Below are 20,039 nucleotides of genomic sequence, written 5' to 3' on the forward strand. Positions count from 1 at the left end.
TAGAGTCGTAAAGCGAAGCCAACGCCAACAAATAGTTCTAAAGACCATTTTATGTTGGATTTCAGGGCCTTCCACTCTATTCGTAAACCATTTTCCTTCATCAAAACGCAAAAAAGCACAGCCGGCTAATATAGGACTGTGTTAATGATGATTTTGAGAAAGAATTCAGGCTGAACAGTGGAATCCTGAGATGCCTGCCCTGTGAGTGCCCCGGAGGGGAAAACTCGATTCTTTACACCAGTTACACCCCATTTCGCGCAAATTTTCAGCACAAATCGGGCGAAATGGATTATAGGGAGTCTATATCTCTTGATCAACCTCAAGTATTCGTTATTAAAGAGAATTCAACAGAAAAACAGTTATCTTAGTCACTAACCTCCCAATTCGTTTTTTTTGGCGGCAAAATTTGCTCTTTTTTCATACTGGACCTGTCGTGGTCTAGAGTTGCCGTCAAAAAACCGTCGAATCTCGCGTTAGTGAACACGACCGTGGAGCCGTTTCACAATTGCGGTTAATTTCTAAGGTATACTCGATGTAAACTCGCATGATAATTAATCAAAAGACTCAAATAGTGAAATTCTCCCCACTTCATCGCTGGTGTGTCACCGCTACACTCGTATCACTGTTAAGTGCTTGTGGCGGTGAAGACAACAACACAACACACGTACCATCACTTAACGGTGATATTCAGGCCACGCCGCACAAACCCGCACTGCCCTCGGACAGCGCTTTAACAGTTGTTCAACAGGTACTACAAGCTCAACACTCATTATTGGCTAATCGTGCATCTTATTTGGAAACCTTACTTCTCACTGATGGATCGCACACCAAAACGGTAAATTTGGGTGCGATTATTGGCTACACTGTTGATCTTGTTGCTCCTATTGGACAATACGCGTATACCCAAACAATTGGCTGTAATGGGGGCGGAATGGTTTCACTGGAACCATTCCTCGCTAACCCCGAAAACGGCTTGATGCCGGGTGATTATGCTCAAGTGCGTTTTGAAAATTGTACCGACCCGCAAGGTGTAAGTTTAACGGGTGGTGTTACAGCAATTTTCTCTTTCGTTTTGGGAGAGCTACGAGTAAGCCCGCAATACAGCTTTACTGCAGATATCGAGTTTTCAGACCTTCAAATAAGTGATTCTGCCAATTTTAATGCCCTTATTACTGGCGACTTAAGCCTCACTCAATACGTGTCTTCTTCAACGGTGACACAAGACATTATTAATAATTGGGTTGAGATTTCAGGTGGGCAACAACTTCAAATGAACGCCATCGATACCGCGCGTACAATTGAAAGGGAGAGAAACCAGTTTGTCTCCGAAGCCGCTGGACGCTTGGCCACCGGCCGCTTAAATCATGCGGTTACGTATGATACGAGTATTCCTTTTGAGGGAGGGATAAACCAACCCCCTGTAAGCGGTGCGATGGAAGTACTAACGGCCGATAATCAGAAAATCACCTTCTCAATACTCGAAAACAATAAGGTGGCTATTCGAAGAGAAGATAGACAAACGGGGATCACAGAAGAGGCTATTTCCGTCGACTGGGCTACGCTCCTAAATACATCTTCTGGCCCTTACTAACCTTTAGGGCGCATAGGGCGAAAGTTTGGTAGCTTTTCAATGCTATTAATCCAACGTTGAATATTGGGGTAATGAGTTAGCGTCAACCCCGCTTCATGTGCACGATGCGTATAGGCAAATAGCGATATATCTGCCACGGTGGGGCTATCGCTCACTAGAAATGCTGTGTGCGCTAACTGTTGCTCCATTACTTTTAACGCTTTTTCAGACCCCGCTTTTTTACTCTCATATTCGGCTTTTCTCGTTTCTGGTAACCCTTGATATAACTGAATAAACCGGCGAACGGCAATATAGGGTTCATGACTATATTGCTCGAAAAATTGCCATTGCTGGGTTTTAGCTAAGAGAAAAGCATCTTCGGGTAATAAGGCTGAGCCGGCTGCAAGAAAATTTACAATGGCGTTGGATTCCGAAAGACATCGGCCATCGCCTAGCACTAACAGTGGAATTTTGCCGTTGGGTGTTTTCTCTAAAAACTCCGGAGCCTGAGCCTCCCCTTTAAGAATATTAAGGGGAACCCACGTATAAGGAATATCTAAAAGGGCGCACACTAATTGTATTTTGTAGCAATTGCCCGAGATAGAATCTCCGTAAACTTTCATTTCCACTCCTTACCGTACGGACAGAATGTGCTTAGACAAACACGTTAGGGCTCATACCCCATGTGCGCCAAAATACCATCTAGCTCATCTAAACTGTTGTATTTCAACACTAATTTACCTTTACCTTTAGCCGTGTGCTGCACCATTACCGGTACGCCTACTTTTTCACCTAAACGCTCTTCCAGCTTTTTAATATCATGGTCGACAGTAGCTTCTGGTGCCTCGGGCGCGGTTTCTTGCTGTAAGGTTTTACGCGCTAACGCTTCAGCTTGGCGAACGGTCATGCCTTTAGACACAATTTGTCTGGCGACCCGTTTTTGCGGTGCACTTTCCAACGACAACAAGCATCGCGCGTGTCCCATTTCTAAATCGCCATGCTCCAGCAAAGTACGCACTTCTTCACTCAGGTTGAGCAGGCGCATTAGGTTGGTGACGGCAGTGCGAGATTTCCCCACCGCGTCGGCTACTTCTTGTTGGGTAAGTTCGAATTCATCCTGGAAACGTTTAAGAGCCATCGCTTCCTCAACAGGGTTTAAATCTTCGCGTTGAATATTCTCGATAAGCGCTAAAGCAATCGCAGTTTCGTCTGGAACCTCACGAATGACGGCCGGAATAGTATCTATTCCGGCTTGCTGAGTTGCTCGCCAACGACGTTCACCCGCTATAATTTCGTAGCGGTCATCACCAATGGGGCGCACAACTATTGGCTGCATAACCCCTTGCGCTTTAATAGATTCAGCCAGCTCTTCGAGAGCTTCTGGGTGCATATCTCGACGTGGCTGATATTTACCGCGTTGCAAAAGTTCTACCGGCAACACTTTAAGCATGCCGTCTTTACTGGTATTTGCTGAGGTTAGTTCGGCGGCAACTTCAGTTGCCGCTTTAATCGCTTCAGCCGGTGTTGAGTTGCTGGAGGAGCCCGATAAGAGCGCGTCTAGACCTCGGCCCAGTCCTTTACGTTTTGCCATGTTCGTATGTGCCTCAGAAACAGGGGTAAAAATTGAAGAATAGGAGGTTTGCCGGCCATTATATCGGTTACGGTAAATGAAAGGCTAAGTGTTGGTGTTATTTGACGATGAAAATCCACCATGATGAACACGACAAGCCGTGTCACCAATGGTTAGTGGTTTTAACTTGCGGTGGCTAACGTTGTATCGCTAACTTCATTGCGGCGTAATATCTCACCTGCAAGTGCAATGTAGGCAAGCGCGCCTTTAGACGCCTTATCATACGCAATGACCGGCATACCAAAACTGGGGGCTTCAGCCAGCCGGACATTACGCGGCACACACGTGCGATAAACCTTTTCGCCAAAGTGATTATGCAGCTGTTGAGACACATCACCCGTAAGGCTATTACGCGGATCATACATAGTACGTAGCAGCCCCTCTATTTTGAGGTTTGGGTTGAGCCTATCTTGAATGGTGTTAATGGTATTCACTAATGCCGACAATCCTTCCAGTGCATAGTATTCACACTGCATCGGTATGATGACCCCATCACAGGCGGTAAGCCCGTTAACCGTCAACATATTGAGAGACGGAGGGCAGTCAATCAATACAAAGTCAAACTGGTTACTGACTTCTGCTAACGCATTTTTCAACCGGTATTCGCGGTTATCTAAGGCCAACATTTCTACTTCGGCGGCCGTAAGATCACCATTAGCCGGCAATACAGAAAAGTGACCGTCTGGGGAAACCTGTAGTGAGCTTTCGAGACGCGTAAGCCCCATTAATACGTCATAGATAGAGAATTCAACACCGTTTTTATCGACGCCGCTGCCCATCGTGGCATTACCTTGTGGATCTAAATCAACAAGTAACACACGTTTTTTAGTAGCCGCTAGAGAGGCAGCCAGATTCACAGAGGTTGTTGTTTTACCAACACCACCCTTCTGGTTAGCGATAGCGTATATTTTTCCCACTTTATGGCCTTTAACTATTTGTTTTTAAATAGGTTTTTCTTTTTTCAATACAACTAAACAGCGCTGCTCATTGAGCCCTGGCACCTGCAAGGGAAAAGAGTTCTCGACCTTATAGTGTTTTTCGATTTCGCTCAACTCATGATCAGGAAAAACACCTTTCATTGCCCAGAAAACACCATTTTCATGAATAAGGTGATGACAGCCATCGGTCATATCTTTCAATGAAGCAAAAGCTCGGCTGATCACGCCGTCGTATAGGGTTTCGGGTTGATGGGTTTCCACACGACAGTTTTCGATCTGAACATTATCCAGGCTAAGTGTTTGTTTTACCTGAAAGAGAAAACGCGTTTTTTTACCGGCTGAGTCGAGCAAGGTAAAATGTCGGTCTGGGAAACAAATGGCAAGTGGTATGCCGGGCAAACCGCCGCCCGTTCCTACATCAATAAAACGTTGCCCTTCAATTAAGGGCGCAACCACTAAACTGTCGAGCAGATGCTTAACAATAATCCCTTCGAGATCGCGAATGGCCGATAGGTTGTACACCTTATTCCACTTGATAAATAGCTCAAGATACGTGCCGAGCGCGGTTATCTGTTCATCAGTGATGGGGTGCTTCAGTGAGAGGCAAGCAGAGCGCAATTGTGCGTGTAAAACGGCGTTAGTCACAGTAGGTAATTAGCCCGCAGAAAGGTGGTTAAAATTCTAATGAGCTTGGCATGATATAACACTAAGCCGAAGAGGGCGCGTTTTTCTCTTATGTTTACTAGGGTTTTTAACCGAACAGCGCTATTTTACCTTAAAGAACGGCTATCAACTTAGCGTAACCCGTACGGCTAATAGCGAATTGCTCGCCTGTTTTTAATACCGCCAGTTTGGTATCTTTACCTTCGGTTTCTATACCGGCAAGGTAGTCCAAATTAATAATAGAAGACCGATGAATACGGCAGAATTGTGAGGCGTCTAATAATTTCTCTAGGTTAGTTAATCGCGCCTGTTTAATATGGTTTTTTTCATTCGTGTGAATTACGACGTAATCATCTGCAGCTTCTATTGCCGATATATTATCTGTTGGAATAACAAAAACATCGCCTTTTTCTCGGATAAGAATTCGATTAAGCGGTGCGTTTTTCTGATTATGTTGCTGCAACAAGTTCTCGGATTTTGATGTGATATTTTCACTATCATCTATCAATGTTGCCATTCTAGTTTCGATTCTCTCAACCGTTTTGCGAAGCCTATCTTCTGCGATAGGTTTTAGTAGGTAATCAAGCGCGTTATTCTCGAAAGCTTGCAAGGCATATTCGTCGTATGCTGTTGCCAGTACTGTCAGTGGTGCGGCGTCGCCCAATAGGTCAAGTACATCAAAACCATCTAATTTGGGCATGTGTATATCAAGAAACATCACATCTGGCTTGCATTCATGAACAGCTTTAACGGCTTCTAGCCCATTTTCGCATTCAGCTATAATCGTAACATTAGGGTATTGCGCTAAACGGTGCTTAAGCGCTTCTCGAGCATGCCGTTCATCGTCAACAATAATTACGCTAATGGTCACAATATTCGTTTCCTGTCGTAGAGCCTTCGGGTAACGGGAGTAGTACTTTCACTGTAAAATAGTCTGAATCGCTCATTACGTTTACGCCACCTAGATCACCGTAGGTGTTTCTAATTCTTTTTCTAAGTGATGCTAAACCAATGCCTGTGCTGTTATTTTTTAGGCTATTTGCCTTCGTGCTTTCGTCATCATACGTATTTCGTACCGTCAATTGCATTCTGGTATTGATACGTTGAATATCCACAATTATTTCGCCAGGCTCTGTACTTGCATCAATTCCATGTTTAATACTGTTTTCAATAAGAGGAAACAAAATTAACGGTATAGTCGTTATCTCTCTACAGTTTTCTTCAATATTTAACCTATAACACAATCGATCACCAAATCGTTCGTGCTCTATACGTAAGTAGTTTTCGATATGCATTACTTCTTCATTTAACGTTACATATTTTTTTTTACTGTAATTGACACTGTACCGTAAAAAATCAGCAATATTGACACAAAAATCATGTATTTTTTCGGGTTGCACTAATGATAAGTTAGCCAACATATTAAGGCTGTTATATAGAAAATGTGGATGAACAGTCGCTCTAACTGTTTTTAGCTCTATTGTATTTAGTAATAATTTCTGTCTCAGTATATCGCTATTTTCTATTTCATTGTCATTTGCTATTAAATACACGTAATGAATCAGTATCCAAATAGCGTAGAGTATTGCCCCTAGTAAGTAGTTCGTTTCGAACATGTGCTGGTATAGTTCTAACGATACATTTAAGCCAAAGAGCGGAAGTTTTACCGCAAGGCCATATCCTATTAATAGCCACAACCCAATTGTTGCGGCTAGCACCACCAATTGGGTAATAATAAGCCGTACGGTATTGGTCGTTCCTATCGGTAGCCTTTGGCAAAGGTGATAATTTGTAAAACAGAAAAATATGAGAATAAAATACCAGGAAATTATTAGAGAGAAGCTTTCAATTAATGCGGTCTCATGCAAATAGGGTTGCATAGATTCAGTAACAAGTAGCGCTGCCAGTATTGAGATAAATAGCCAAAATATTAGTACCGCTTTAAATATTTTGGCTGACCCAAAGAGAGGATGCATATTTTAATAGCCGTATTAACGAAGGATATAGCAAAACACTAATGGTATTAGTTCCGTATTTCTATTCCACCCATAAAAGCGACACCCGATATTACGAGGTGCTTTTTCGGCATATTTAACTTATCCGCCAAGCAGGTCGTTTTATTCGAAATTCCGCCTAGAAAGGGCAACACTTTAACCGTTACCTGCCAATGCGGTGGTATTTTAAGTTCTATGCCCCCCATAAACGCGAGTACATCGAGCTCTATACGTTCCTGTTTTGTATCGGCTTCGCGAATATCAATATCGCCACCACCCATTACACATATTACGCTGCTATCGGTTAAGTTTTGAGAACGTGTACTAAAATACCCGCCACTTAATACGCTTACGATATCTATTTTAGTATCACTATCTTCATCGGAATGAATATCATCAATTTTATCAAAAAGTTCATAATCTTTAGTTTTATTGGAGATATCACTAAATGTTTTTTTCCAGTAAGTATTAAAATTATGTGTAGGGCGCAAAATATAGAAGCCAACCATTAATAGAATTAGCGGACCAATTATGGCGCCCATGCTTATGTTAAATATCTGATGTTGCGTTAGAAAGAATACAACGCCGAGCCCAATCAGTATAAAAGGTGCCGGGGTAGGTTTTTTGTTTTTAACTTTTTTGGTATTAAGTAGTATGCTGCCGCCTACAATAATTAATACGATAGGCCAATTAGAAATTATTAAACCGAAAAAGGTAAAACCAATATTATCGAAAAACATTAAGAGTGCCAACGCGATAATCCCTATACCCACAAGCATTCTGGGTGTCGTTTTACCGTTGTATTTTTTCATATAATACCTTCTAGACCTATAACAATATTTTTTGCGAGTGTACGAATACCAATTCCATCAAATATTAGTAGCGTGAAACAAACTGTTAGCGCCTTTGCTACGTTACATTCAGTGTGAAGCTTATCTTTCTTTTTTAAGACCAGGGCAACCGTTACCTTTTTTTATAAAGCCTCTACTATTGGCTAGTCTTTAGGCTCCATACGACTCTTAGTTTCTTCGGTTGCTTCAGCTTCGATGATTACGCCTTCTTCAGCGATTTCCTCTTCTTGGTGGGCAGGCCAGGAATCAAACGGAAAGGGTTTATTCTCGCTGTTATAACTTACAAAGAGTAGAGATTGTTGTATGAACCGCGTTAGTCCACTCGCTAGAATACGTAGGTTAGTATTGTCGGTACCCGTTCCAAGTACAAATAGAAACTGTACTACACATACCATCCACATAACGGCGCCCGCAAGATGCAGCAATATACTGTACAACATCATGTACGCTAACCTTATCCAATGACGGGTATTTTTGACGTTATTACTCAGTGCTTCTTGGTCGAGTGTTTGAGTATTCATTGCTAATCTCCTTTTGTTTGACTGCGTGCAGGTTACGCGCTCTAAATGCGGTAAGGGCGCTATTATCGGCCAACAGGCCTTTATTTTCGGTAAATGACGAGCGAGTGAGATTCTATCGATCAAACGAGCACTGTAGTAGTGTGCACGCAGAACGAATAGGCCGTTACAAAAAAATATAGGCGTTAACCGTCATCAACAAACAAGAATGAGGGAACGCCTTAGTAAAAGCTTAGCTGAGTAAGATTAACCTAAGGAAGCCAACTTTTGTTCTAACTTTGTGACCACAGCGTGCAATACTTCTAAGCGTGCACGATCTTTAAAGTCGGTATTAATAAGTACCCAGGGGGCGGCAGGCTTGTGGGTTTTATCCACCATATCACCTACGGCAACAACGTAGTGATCCCACTTGTCTCGGTTCCGATAGTCTTCTTCAGTAATTTTATACCGTTTGTGGGCGGTTCGTTCACGCTCCTGAAAACGCTTTAGCTGTTCATCTTTACTAATATTGAGCCAAAATTTCATGACTACGGCGTTGTGAATGGTTAACTGTTCTTCAAAGTCATTAATCTCTTGGTATGCTCGCTGCCATTGCTCTTGGGTAGCAAAACCTTCAACCCGTTCAACGAGTACACGACCGTACCAAGTTCTGTCAAAAATCATCATCTGGCCGTTACGAGGAATATTTCGCCAAAAGCGCCATAAATAATGATGTGCATTTTCTTCTTCGTTCGGTTTGGCGATGGGTTTTATTCGGTAGAAACCGGCATCCAATGGTTGAACAAGGCGCCTAATAGCACCGCCCTTACCAGCAGCATCCCATCCCTCAAACGCAAGCACGACGGGAATTCCTTGTTCACGAATCTTAAACATGAGTTTGCGTAAAGTCGTTTGCAGCGCTTTCAGCTCTGCTTTGCTTTTGGATTTATCGGGCCTGCGATCACGTGGCTCAGGTGGTATTTCGATAGACTTGGTGGTTAGCCGTTCAGTTATGCGGGGTGCATTAGCAGGTTGAACCGTGCCATCCAGCCAATCAGACAATTTCTCTTTAATGATATTAGCGACTTCAACGTTGCGCGTCTTTGCATGGGTGCCATCAACAATGTGCCACGCGTTACGCTGGCTGGAGGTTGCGTTTAAGGTCTTCTCTATCGCCAACATCGCATTAGGGTAATGTTTTAGCGCTAGTTCATCTTTGACATCAAAATAGGGCGTATCACGAATATCATCAACACGCTGCCGTAATACCGGTTCGTCTATATGTAACCAACACTTGATAATCAGTGCGCCCTCATCCATGTGTTTATTTTCAAAATTTTGAATGTAGGTTTCGCGCTTGCGGAGTTTATCTTCAGTTATCTCACCATTTAAAAACTGAACAATAGAGGTGCTCGTCCAATCTCTTAAATAGATAGCGATTTCACCTGCGCCGGGTAAATCTCGCCAGAAACGCCAAAAGAACGGATGAGCCTCATCTTCATGCTGGGAGGGGCCATAAGCGTTAACGGTCAAAAAGCGAGGGTCCATCCACGAAGCTAGGGTGTTTATCGTCTCGTGGCGGCCTGATCGGTCATCCCCCGCTATCACAATAATTACGGGCTTATCTTGTTCGGTTACACGTCTTTGGAGATGTTGCAGATCCGCCCGTAAACGTAAAACTCGGGCTTTATAGTCCGATTTTTTGAGGGCGACCGTCTTATTATGGCTGGAAAAGAGTATGTTCACGAGATTCCGTTTTCTGGCGAGGGTGGACTTTAGCATAGCAAAGCCACTCACTCCCCAGAAGGAAGCCCAATGCCAAACACGCAGAGCTTTGCTCTACATCATGATGGTTGTGATGCCCACTAGCGGTTATCGCGAAAGTGCTTTTGGTTTTTTGAGTAAGCCACGTTTTTTGAGGTAGATGAGCAACAATGAAATCGCGGCTGGGGTAATACCGGGGATACGCGACGCGCGCGCAATGGTATCGGGACGGAACTCGCTGAGTTTCTGTTTAAGTTCGTTGGACAAACCTTCAACAGACATATAATCGAACTCCGTTGGAATTAACGTATTCTTGTTTTGCTGCAAACGCGTAATTTCTTCCTGCTGACGGTCAATATAGCCTGCATACTTTGCCGCTATTTCTACTTGTTCCGCGATCTGAGGAATCAAACACGCCTCGCCCTTAAGCCCACCTAAATCGGAATAGCCGAGTTCAGGACGCTTCAGTAAATCCATTAGTGAGTACTCACGGTTCAGCGGAGACTTGAGTTTACCGGCAAGTTCATTCGCCTCTGCACTACCGGCTTGAATCCAAGTGCTGCGCATACGCTGAGTTTCACGTTCAACGGCTTCACGCTTGTCACAGAACGCACGCCAGCGCTTGTCATCAACCAAACCTAATTCCCGGCCTTTTTCTGTTAAACGCATATCCGCGTTATCTTCACGTAGCAGCAGCCGGTATTCGGCGCGGCTGGTAAACATGCGATAAGGTTCGCGCGTGCCCATTGTAATGAGGTCGTCAGCTAGAACCCCAATATAGGCTTGATCTCGCTCGGGGCACCACGATTCTCGCCCCTGAGCTTTCAATGCCGCATTGGTGCCAGCCAGCAAACCTTGAGCACCCGCTTCTTCATAGCCTGTTGTGCCATTAATTTGACCAGCGAAAAAGAGCCCTTGCAGAGATTTTGTTTCAAAACTGTAGCGCAAATCTTGAGGATTAAAATAATCGTATTCAATGGCATAACCTGGCCGCGTAATATGGGCATTTTCAAACCCTTTTATTGAGCGCACGAGGGCCAATTGAATATCAAACGGTAGGCTGGTTGATATTCCGTTTGGGTATAGCTCGTGAGTGGTTAAACCTTCTGGCTCAATAAAAATTTGATGGCTGTCTTTATCGGCAAAACGGTTAATTTTATCTTCGATAGATGGGCAGTAACGCGGGCCAACCCCTTCGATAATACCGGTAAACATAGGGGAGCGGTCAAATCCACTGCGGATTATGTCGTGAGTATTTGCGTTGGTGTGGGTGATCCAGCAGCACGTTTGTTCTGGGTGATCAGCGGCGCTGCCCATATACGACATAGCGGTAACCGGCGAGTCCCCCCACTGCTCTTCAAGTTCACTAAAATCTACAGAGCGCGCGTCGATACGCGGTGGTGTGCCGGTTTTAAGTCTATCTACGCGAAGCGGTAATTCTCGCAAACGATCTGCTAATGCAATGGAGGGAGGGTCTCCGGCACGCCCACCTGAGTGGTTTTCGAGACCAATATGAATTTTTCCACCCAAAAATGTACCTGCGGTTAACACCACACTAGGAGCCATAAACTTAAGGCCCATCTGGGTAATAACCCCTAGTACGCGGTCACCTTCAACAATTAAATCGTCGACAGATTGTTGAAAGATTAAAAGGTTTTCCTGATTTTCGAGAGTTTGCCGAACGGCAGCTTTGTAAAGAACTCTATCGGCTTGCGCTCTTGTGGCTCGAACAGCGGGGCCTTTACGGTTATTTAATACGCGAAACTGAATACCGCCTTTGTCCGTGGCTTTTGCCATGGCTCCGCCTAATGCGTCAATTTCTTTGACTAGGTGGCTTTTGCCAATTCCCCCAATGGCGGGGTTACAACTCATTTGGCCAAGTGTTTCGATGTTATGGGTTAACAACAGCGTTCGGCACCCCATACGTGCAGCGGCTAGGCATGCTTCTGTGCCGGCGTGTCCTCCGCCAATAACAATAACATCAAAATTTGTGGGGTAAATCATTTTAACAACTTGCCAGTAGGAGCATTAATTCGGTCGTGCATTATAGGGTTTGCGTTCAGAAATAGAACGGCTTTTTTATTTCAGAAATTTGAGGTGTTAATAGTAAAAATATAGATTAAGAATATATGAATATATAGATAAAGTTATTTTAGTTATTAATGTTAGTACCTTACTTTTTAGTGGATAACCCAATTTTATTCTTATATTTCAAGTGTTTATCGTAAGTGTAAGAGCACTATAAAAGAGGTATTAGCTGATGAACTGCTGCATACAAGCTGTAGTGAAAAACAGGGGTTACCCACGTGGTTAAAAATGCAGCATTATTTCGGTGGATAAAAAAAAATGTTCTCACCAACTTGTTAGGGGGTTATTAAGAGGTTGTTATATTTCGCACAAAATATCACCAGGGTGTTTGGCTAGCATGTGAGTTTCTTGTGTTTATCCTCTTATTTAAACGTTTAGCGTGTTTTTTTCGTGTGTTCGAATTGTGGATAAGCTGTGTCTTGGTGTGCATAAGTTTTATGAATGCATTTTTTTATTTCTAAAACAAATTTTTATAGGCGGTTAAACTTGCGTCCACGCATTGATGATTGGGGCGGTTTTATAGAAATGATTTGGCTTGAGGTGGGTTGGATAATTCAGCGTAACCAAGAAATGCGTGTATTCGAGTGAAAGGAGTGGAGGAGGGACCGTCAATTTGAGTGGGGAAGAGGTCTGTGTTTACTTGCCAATACAAAAACTTGAAAAGATCTTTCCTAGTAGGTCGTCTGGCGTAAACCGGCCGGTAATTTCACTAAGGTGATCTTGGGCAAGGCGAAGGTCTTCAGCCAAAAGCTCTCCGGCAGCGTGGGTTTCTAGCTGTATTTTACCGGCCTCAAGGTAAGTTTGGGCGTTATGTATGGCTTCTATATGGCGACGGCGAGCGCTGAAACCACCTTCTGTGACGGTTTGGTAACCCATAACCTGCTTAAGGTGATCGCGTAAAACTTCAAGGCCTTCACCGGTTTTGGCTGAAAGGGCTATAGTGTGATTGTCGTCGGCTGTCGCGGGGGAGGTAAAGCCACTTTCATCGACTTTATTGTAGATTAGCGTCACCTTATGGCGGCTTTCAGGGTGCTTCATGAGTTGCAGCCAGTAATCCTCCGTTTCGATTTCGACCTGTTCGTTGCTATCAATCATTAGTAGGATTCGGTCAGCTTGATCGATTTCTTGCCAAGCGCGCTCTATACCAATTTGTTCTACTTTATCGGGGCTATGACGTAAGCCCGCCGTGTCGATGACATGCAGTGGCATACCATCTATGTGTATATGTTCACGAAGAACATCTCGCGTAGTGCCTGCAATATCGGTGACGATGGCGACTTCGCGTTCAGCTAGCGCGTTTAAAAGGCTCGATTTCCCTGCGTTGGGACGACCCGCAATCACCACTTTCATACCTTCTCTTATTAATACGCCTTGCTTAGCGCTGTTTAGAATGGCTTTTGTGGTGTGGAGTAAACTGTTTAAATCGCCGAGTACTTTGCCGTCGCTAAGGAAGTCGATTTCTTCTTCTGGAAAATCAATCGCAGATTCAACATACATGCGCAAGTGTGTTATTTGGTCAACTAATGTATCGATCTTCTTTGAAAATTCACCCTTAAGGGAGTTTAGTGCCTGTTTTGCTGCGTGTTGAGAGCTGGATTCGATGAGATCGGCAATAGCTTCCGCTTGGGCAAGGTCAAGTTTATCGTTTAAAAATGCGCGCTCTGAAAATTCGCCAGGTAGTGCCATTCTCGCACCGCACTGAAGTATAACCGCCAGTAACATATCTAGAATTACAGGGCCGCCGTGCCCTTGAAGTTCGAGTATGTCTTCGCCGGTGAAGGAATGCGGGTTTTGAAAATACAGCGCAATGCCTTGGTCTAGAGGGGTGTGGTCAATATCATTAAATGGGGTATAGGTGGCTTCGCGAGGGTGTGGAACGAACCCCAGAAGTGATTGTGCGATAGAGCGTGTGTTGGGGCCGGAAATTCGAATAATTCCGACACCACCGCGACCGGGGGCTGTAGCTATAGCGGCAATGGTGTCGGTTGTCATAATGCAATGATTACGGTTGTTTAACTATTTTCAATCTTCTTCGTAATGAAGTATTGCTGAGTAATCGATAGGGTGTTGTTCACTACCCAATAAAGTACTAAGCCAGCTGGGAACATCATAAAGAGTGCTGTAAAGAATATGGGCATCATCTGCATTATTTTAGCTTGCATGGGGTCGGGTGGTGTTGGGTTCAATTTTTGTTGAATCCACATGGTTGCACCCATGAGCAATGGCAATACAAAGTAAGGGTCACGAACACTTAGATCGTGTATCCATAAAAAGAAAGGAGAGTGCCGTAACTCTACGCTTTCCATCAGTGTCCAGTAGAGCGCAAGGAAAACCGGCATTTGTAGCAGTACCGGTAAGCAACCGCCCATCGGGTTTACTTTCTCTTTCTTATAGAGCTTCATCAGCTCACCAGACATTTTCTGGCGGTCATCCCCGTAGCGCTCTTTTAGTTCAGCCATCAACGGTTGAACTTTGCGCATTTTGGCCATGGAGCGGTAGCTCATTGCGGAGGGGTAGAAGAAAAGCAATTTTATCGAGCAGGTTAGCAAAATAATGGCGATACCCCAGTTTCCTACCCAGCCATGGATTTTTTCTAGGCCGAAGAAGAGGGGTTTGGCTATCATCCACAACCAACCGAAGTCGATGGTAAGGTCGAGGTGAGGGGATATTGCCGACAGCGTACGAATGTTTTTAGGGCCCGCGTAGAATGATGCGCTTAGGCTGCCAGTGCTATTCGGTGCAATGGTGGTAGATTCACTTGTAAAACCAAGTAGATAGATATCAGACGAACGATTTTTACGTAAATTGAAGTGATTGGTTTTGTCGGCGTCGGGTATCCAGGCGCTGATAAAGTAGTGCTGGATCATTGCCACCCAACCGCCTACAAGTTCTTGTTTAACCGCTTTTTCGGCTAAATCGTCGAAATCAATTTTTTTGTAGTTGGTGTCTGGCGTTGTAATGGCAGCGCCCAGGAAGGGCTTCATACTAATACCGGTGCCAGTGGTTGGGTCGTAGCTGTCTCGCTTTATCTGGCCAAACATATTAGCCTGCCAGTCGGAGGCCGACTTATTCGTCACAATGTATTCGACGCTGACTAGGTGGCTGCCGCGGTTAAAGGTAAAACGCTTTGTGATATCGGCGCCAGCTTGTTGGAGATTTAGGTCTACCACCAGTTTGTCGTCATTTTCATCGAGCGAGAAAACTGTTTGGGCAACGGAGAACACGGGGCGTGTGGTATTGCCATCTGTTCCATTGGGCCCTACTAAACCGGATTGCGCAATATAGGTATGCGATTCAGTTCTGTTTAATAGAATGAATGGGTTGTCCGATTCGTTTAGCTTCGCGTTGTAATCGAGCAACGCTACTTTAACGATATCACCACCTTTAGTATCGATTAAAATCTGAGCATTGTCGGTATTGACCGTGATTAGCTGCGAATAAGCGGCTAAAGATGGGGATGTGTCGTTTGGGTTACCTTGTGCGGTACGTGCAACCGGAGCTTCGGGAATATCGGAAAGTTCAGCCGAACTAATCCCTTCAGGGGTTGTAGGGATATTAACCGGGTTATTGGGCGCAGGAGAGGCCGCCAATGTTGTCTCATTGCTTGAAGGTGCGCTGAGTTCTATTTGTTTTTCTTGAAACTCATTCCAGCGTATAAACAGCAAGAATAAAATAATTAATATGCCCCCAATGAGCGAATTTCGAAGCCAATTCATGGTGGATAAATACCGTTTTAGTGATGTTGATTATGGTGAGAAGAGCTTTTTGGATTGGGAACAGGGTCGTAGCCGCCTTTGTGCCAAGGCTGGCATCTTCCTATGCGTTTTAAAGAAAGCCAACTGCCGTGAAAAACCCCGTGCATGTGAATAGCGTCGATGGTGTAAGCAGAACAGGTAGGCTCGAAACGACACCGCGGTCCAATAAGAGGGCTGATCATATAACGATACGCGTAAACTGGAAGCAATATTAGGTGCTGAGCAATAGATCTGTCAGAGCGATTTAAGTTCGCTTTTCGGGATTTTGTGCTCTTTTGGCAACACGTTTCCATAGTTTTTCGAGAGTTTCGCGCAGTTCATTATTGGCGATTTGGTCGCCGCCCCGTCGGGCCAGAACTATAGCATCTATTGGTGGCAGATTGTGTTGTTTAAGGCGGAATGTCTCGCGAATAAGACGCTTTACGCGGTTGCGTTGAACGGCGTGGCGTATATTTTTTTTGGCAATAACTAAGCCCAACCGAGGGTGGCCGACCGTATTAGTTTTAGCGAGAATTAGAAAGTGTTGATGCGACGCTTTGAATAAAGCGTTATCGAAAACGGCAGAGAACGCGCCAGAATTTAAAAGTCTGTCGGTTTTTGTGAAAGATAATTCCTTCATCCGGTCAGAGGTTTCCACCCCGGCGTTCTGCGTGATACTTATTAAGCCGCTAGCTGCGCACGACCTTTTGCACGACGGCGAGCTAATACCTTGCGGCCAGCTTTAGTTGCCATGCGGGCACGAAATCCGTGGGTACGCTTGCGCTTCAAATTACTGGGTTGAAACGTTCTTTTCATTGCAGTTCACCTAGTTTGTACTGAGGAGAAAAACACTCCTCATATCAATAAAATCGGTTCTGGAAAGTTTACCTATAACAGTACACTCCCAAAGGACGCGCGATTGTATAGAACCCTAAGCGCAAAATCAATTAACACACGTAGTTTACACGGTGGTTTGGCCAATATCTCTAGCAGGAACAAAGGTCTTATGATGGGGGTAGGGGCTTATATTCGGGTAATTGACAGTTTTTACAGTAGTTATAAACAGGTTTATACACAGGTTCGTTGTTTTTTGGCGTTTGAAACACTTCATAAAATTTGTTTTATTTTTTGGGTTGGGTTTCGCTAACTGGCGGATTTAAAAGGAAAAATAAATATAGGGTGTTGGTTTTTAGTCTACTCACCTGTGGATAACACGATCATTTGGGAGTACACTAGCGGCCGCCTGTTGATAATTAGGCGTATCGGATTAGCCAAACACGCGGTAATTTCAGTGGTCGGTTCAGTGGGGCGTTGTCTTTCTGGGCTAAAAGCGTTGGTTAAGTGCTTTAGTAGGATTGGTAAAGGCGTTTTTTACCTGTTTTTAGCGTCTATAATAAGCGCCCAGAATTCGTGTTAATAAGAGTGGTTCCTGCAGCGCATGTATAATCGTGTGTTCTTTATTGTTTCGCCCTCCTTACCTATGGGTTAGTCGTGGGTAGTGTTGTTTTCGTTAATAGTAGTGATGGAGTTGATACTTGTCCGACATGTCGTGGGAATCTTGCGTTTCCTGTTTGCAGTCTGAGCTGCCTGCACAGCAATTTAATACCTGGATTAGGCCGTTAAAGCCTAGCGCAAGTGCCGGAAATAGATTGTCTCTCGTTGCGCCCAATAGATTTGTCCAGGATTGGGTAAATGATAAATACCGGTCTCGTATTGAAGAAATACTGGTACAGCAAGCGGGTGCCTTTCAGGCCATTGATATTAGTGTTGCGCCGCGTACCAATAACGGTTTTGTCGTTCCAGCACGCGCACCACAACCCGTTTCGTCGCGGCCAGCGCCTACTGTTGCACAGCCAGTGCAGGTTCCAGTCGGTAACAGTCAAGCTACCCATTCCGATTTTGATGATTTCTCCTTTCAAACCGATCTTTCTGTTCCACCGGCTGCGCCTCATCCTGAGCCAATCGCGGCGCCTAATGTTATTGCCGCTGGGCCAGAGACATTTAGAGCAGCGGGTGAATTGTTGGGTAACGATCCTCACGGTTCGGCGTCATTGCACGCTAAATTCGATGATATCGCCGCTAGTCGCGCAAGAAAGAAAGATGTAGAAGGCGGGATTCAGCATAAGAACAACCTTAACGCTAATTTTATCTTTGATAACTTTGTGGTGGGTAAGTCCAATCAGCTTGGTTTAGCAGCCGCAAGCCAAGTGGCTGAAAATCCAGGGGGCTCTTATAACCCGTTATTCATTTATGGTGGTGTTGGTCTAGGTAAAACCCACTTAATGCATGCTGTAGGAAATGCATTAGTGGAGCGAAAGCCTGGCGCGCGGGTTGTTTATTTACATTCTGAACGATTCGTTGCGGATATGGTTAAGGCCCTTCAGTTAAACGCCATTAATGAATTTAAGCGTTACTACCGTTCAGTGGATGCGTTGTTGATCGATGATATTCAGTTTTTTGCGGGCAAAGAACGCTCGCAAGAAGAATTTTTCCATACCTTTAATGCGTTGTTAGAGGGTGGCCAGCAAATTATCTTAACTTGCGATAAATACCCTAAAGAAATCAATGGGTTAGAAGAGCGATTGAAATCTCGTTTTGGTTGGGGGTTAACCGTCGCTATAGAGCCACCAGAACTTGAAACGCGTGTAGCCATTTTAAAACGCAAGGCCGAGTCTGTTTCTATACCTTTACCGAACGATGCGGCGTTTTTTATTGCGCAGCGTATTCGGTCAAATGTACGAGAATTGGAAGGGGCTTTGAAACGCGTAATAGCTAATTCACACTTTACGGGCCGTGATATCTCCGTTGAATTGGTACGCGAATCGTTAAAAGATTTATTAGCACTGCAAGATCGCTTAGTGAGTATTGATAATATACAGCGTGTTGTTGCAGAGTATTATAAAATCAAGGTTTCCGATTTACACTCAAAGAGGCGCAGTCGCTCTGTTGCGCGCCCAAGACAGGTGGCTATGTATCTTTCTAAAGATCTTACTCATCATAGTTTGCCGGAAATTGGCGATGCATTCGGCGGGCGTGATCATACGACTGTGCTGCACGCTTGCCGAAAAATAAAAGAACTTCAAGAGTCAGACGCTGATATTCGCGAAGACGTTAAAAACCTGTTGCGTACACTCACAACCTGATTACCCATCACCGCATTCTTGCGTAACCCGTTTAATAAAGAGAAGCTGTATGAAATTTGCCGTTTCGCGCGAAGCTTTAATCAAGCCTTTGCAATTGGTCGCTGGTGTAGTTGAGCGACGTCAGACACTGCCAGTATTGGCCAACGTACTTTTAGTGATAGAGGGCAGTCAGTTGTCTCTCACGGGTACCGATTTAGAAGTGGAGATAGTAGGGCGGGTTCAGTTAGATGGTGCGCCTGGAGACGGAGAGATTACTGTACCTGCAAAGAAGTTTTTAGATATATGCCGTGCCTTACCAGAAGGTTCAGTGATCGAATTTTCTCTTAAAGATCAAAAGGTTACTGTCAAAAGTGGTCGAACTCGTTTTACGCTATCTACGCTTCCGGCAAACGAGTTCCCAACCGTAGAGCAGGGGGCTGATGACATTAATTTCTCTAGTGAGCAGAAGGAAATTAAGCGGTTAATTGATCGCACCAGCTTCGCAATGGCACAGCAGGATGTTCGGTATTATTTAAACGGAATGTTGTGGGAGGTACGCCCTAACGAGCTACGGGTAGTCGCGACCGATGGGCATCGTTTGGCAATGTGTACGCGCCCTGTAGTCGGTATAGAGATTGCCGAGCCTAAACAAGCTATTTTGCCGCGCAAGGGTGTTATAGAATTGTCACGCTTACTCGTAGATGGCGAGGAGCCTGTAGAAGTTTCCTTGGGTTCTAGCCATATTCGTGCAACCACGCCGGAATATACCTTCACCTCTAAACTCGTCGATGGCAAATTCCCGGATTACGAACGCGTTTTACCGAAAGGTGGCGATAAGATAGTGCTGGGTAATCGCGCCGATCTTAAACAAGCTTTTGCGCGAACGTCGATCTTATCGAACGAAAAATACCGTGGCGTTCGCTTAGAGTTAGAGCAAGGCCTTCTTACTATTATTGCCAATAACCCGGAGCAGGAAGAAGCGAAAGACCAAGTAGTAGTTGATTATGTTGGTGATTCGTTAGAAGTTGGGTTTAACGTCAGTTATTTACAGGATGTCACTAACGTACTGGATTCCGAAAGTATAAAATTAACGCTTGCCGATTCTAATAGCTCTGCATTACTCGAAGAGCCCGAAAATTCGGATTCGGCCTACGTCGTAATGCCAATGCGTCTGTAGGTATAACTCGG

18 protein-coding genes are annotated in these 20,039 nt (G+C 44.5%); 3 read left to right on the forward strand and 15 right to left on the reverse strand.

Annotated features, from left to right (window positions below; all coding sequences use genetic code 11):
• The first annotated feature begins 571 nt into the window (after positions 1-571).
• Entirely contained in the window at positions 572-1,591 is a 1,020-nt protein-coding gene (locus H5647_RS03565) for a hypothetical protein (RefSeq protein WP_162926275.1), read from the forward strand.
• Here the strand turns inward: H5647_RS03565 and H5647_RS03570 are convergent.
• The 15 genes from H5647_RS03570 to rpmH form a co-directional block, all read right to left on the reverse strand.
• Complete coding sequence (locus H5647_RS03570; protein WP_045856378.1) at positions 1,588-2,193, reverse strand: glutathione S-transferase family protein; 606 nt, start codon at positions 2,191-2,193, stop codon at positions 1,588-1,590. The two genes, H5647_RS03565 and H5647_RS03570, sit on opposite strands and share 4 nt — an antisense overlap.
• Before the next feature lie 44 nt (positions 2,194-2,237).
• Positions 2,238-3,161 (reverse strand): ParB/RepB/Spo0J family partition protein, encoded by a 924-nt coding sequence (locus tag H5647_RS03575; protein WP_045856380.1) that lies wholly within the window; start codon positions 3,159-3,161, stop codon positions 2,238-2,240.
• A 161-nt stretch (positions 3,162-3,322) separates the two neighbouring features.
• Entirely contained in the window at positions 3,323-4,117 is a 795-nt protein-coding gene (locus H5647_RS03580) for a ParA family protein (RefSeq protein ID WP_045856383.1), read from the reverse strand.
• Positions 4,118-4,141: 24 nt separating this feature from the next.
• Entirely contained in the window at positions 4,142-4,783 is a 642-nt protein-coding gene (rsmG, locus tag H5647_RS03585) for a 16S rRNA (guanine(527)-N(7))-methyltransferase RsmG (RefSeq protein WP_082086944.1), read from the reverse strand.
• A gap of 130 nt (positions 4,784-4,913) precedes the next feature.
• Entirely contained in the window at positions 4,914-5,672 is a 759-nt protein-coding gene (locus H5647_RS03590) for a LytR/AlgR family response regulator transcription factor (protein ID WP_045856385.1), read from the reverse strand.
• Positions 5,662-6,777 carry a sensor histidine kinase gene (locus tag H5647_RS03595; RefSeq protein WP_045856387.1) on the reverse strand — a complete coding sequence of 372 codons (1,116 nt, stop codon included), beginning with the start codon at positions 6,775-6,777 and terminating at the stop codon, positions 5,662-5,664. The genes H5647_RS03590 and H5647_RS03595 overlap by 11 nt, the downstream gene beginning before the upstream one ends.
• A gap of 47 nt (positions 6,778-6,824) precedes the next feature.
• The gene (locus tag H5647_RS03600; RefSeq protein ID WP_045856389.1) at positions 6,825-7,607 is read right to left on the reverse strand and encodes a LiaF transmembrane domain-containing protein; all 783 of its coding nucleotides are present in this window, start codon (positions 7,605-7,607) and stop codon (positions 6,825-6,827) included.
• A 182-nt stretch (positions 7,608-7,789) separates the two neighbouring features.
• The gene (locus H5647_RS03605; protein ID WP_045856392.1) at positions 7,790-8,167 is read right to left on the reverse strand and encodes a DUF4389 domain-containing protein; all 378 of its coding nucleotides are present in this window, start codon (positions 8,165-8,167) and stop codon (positions 7,790-7,792) included.
• A gap of 243 nt (positions 8,168-8,410) precedes the next feature.
• A complete protein-coding gene (locus tag H5647_RS03610) occupies positions 8,411-9,889 on the reverse strand; it encodes a polyphosphate:AMP phosphotransferase (RefSeq protein WP_236074753.1) in 1,479 nt (492 codons plus the stop codon).
• A 126-nt stretch (positions 9,890-10,015) separates the two neighbouring features.
• Positions 10,016-11,911, reverse strand: coding sequence for a tRNA uridine-5-carboxymethylaminomethyl(34) synthesis enzyme MnmG (gene mnmG, locus H5647_RS03615; protein WP_045856393.1), 1,896 nt, complete (start codon positions 11,909-11,911; stop codon positions 10,016-10,018).
• Positions 11,912-12,631: 720 nt separating this feature from the next.
• Entirely contained in the window at positions 12,632-13,987 is a 1,356-nt protein-coding gene (mnmE, locus tag H5647_RS03620) for a tRNA uridine-5-carboxymethylaminomethyl(34) synthesis GTPase MnmE (protein WP_045856394.1), read from the reverse strand.
• Between the two features lie 20 nt (positions 13,988-14,007).
• Entirely contained in the window at positions 14,008-15,711 is a 1,704-nt protein-coding gene (gene yidC, locus H5647_RS03625; RefSeq protein WP_045856395.1) for a membrane protein insertase YidC, read from the reverse strand.
• 17 nt (positions 15,712-15,728) lie between these two features.
• Positions 15,729-16,043 carry a membrane protein insertion efficiency factor YidD gene (yidD, locus tag H5647_RS22055; RefSeq protein WP_082086946.1) on the reverse strand — a complete coding sequence of 105 codons (315 nt, stop codon included), beginning with the start codon at positions 16,041-16,043 and terminating at the stop codon, positions 15,729-15,731.
• A complete protein-coding gene (gene rnpA, locus H5647_RS03635; protein ID WP_045856397.1) occupies positions 15,995-16,369 on the reverse strand; it encodes a ribonuclease P protein component in 375 nt (124 codons plus the stop codon). Before rnpA ends, yidD begins: the two co-directional genes overlap by 49 nt.
• A 41-nt stretch (positions 16,370-16,410) precedes the next feature.
• The gene (gene rpmH, locus H5647_RS03640) at positions 16,411-16,545 is read right to left on the reverse strand and encodes a 50S ribosomal protein L34 (protein WP_045856399.1); all 135 of its coding nucleotides are present in this window, start codon (positions 16,543-16,545) and stop codon (positions 16,411-16,413) included.
• Positions 16,546-17,273: 728 nt separating this feature from the next.
• Between rpmH and dnaA the strand changes: the two genes are divergently transcribed.
• Both dnaA and dnaN read left to right on the forward strand, forming a co-directional pair.
• On the forward strand, positions 17,274-18,872 hold the full coding sequence (gene dnaA / locus H5647_RS03645) for a chromosomal replication initiator protein DnaA (RefSeq protein ID WP_082086947.1): 1,599 nt from the start codon (positions 17,274-17,276) through the stop codon (positions 18,870-18,872).
• Between the two features lie 49 nt (positions 18,873-18,921).
• On the forward strand, positions 18,922-20,028 hold the full coding sequence (dnaN, locus tag H5647_RS03650; protein WP_045856404.1) for a DNA polymerase III subunit beta: 1,107 nt from the start codon (positions 18,922-18,924) through the stop codon (positions 20,026-20,028).
• Positions 20,029-20,039: the final 11 nt, after the last annotated feature.

The sequence above is a fragment of the Teredinibacter purpureus genome, from assembly GCF_014217335.1.
Classification (GTDB): Bacteria; Pseudomonadota; Gammaproteobacteria; order Pseudomonadales; family Cellvibrionaceae; genus Teredinibacter; species Teredinibacter purpureus.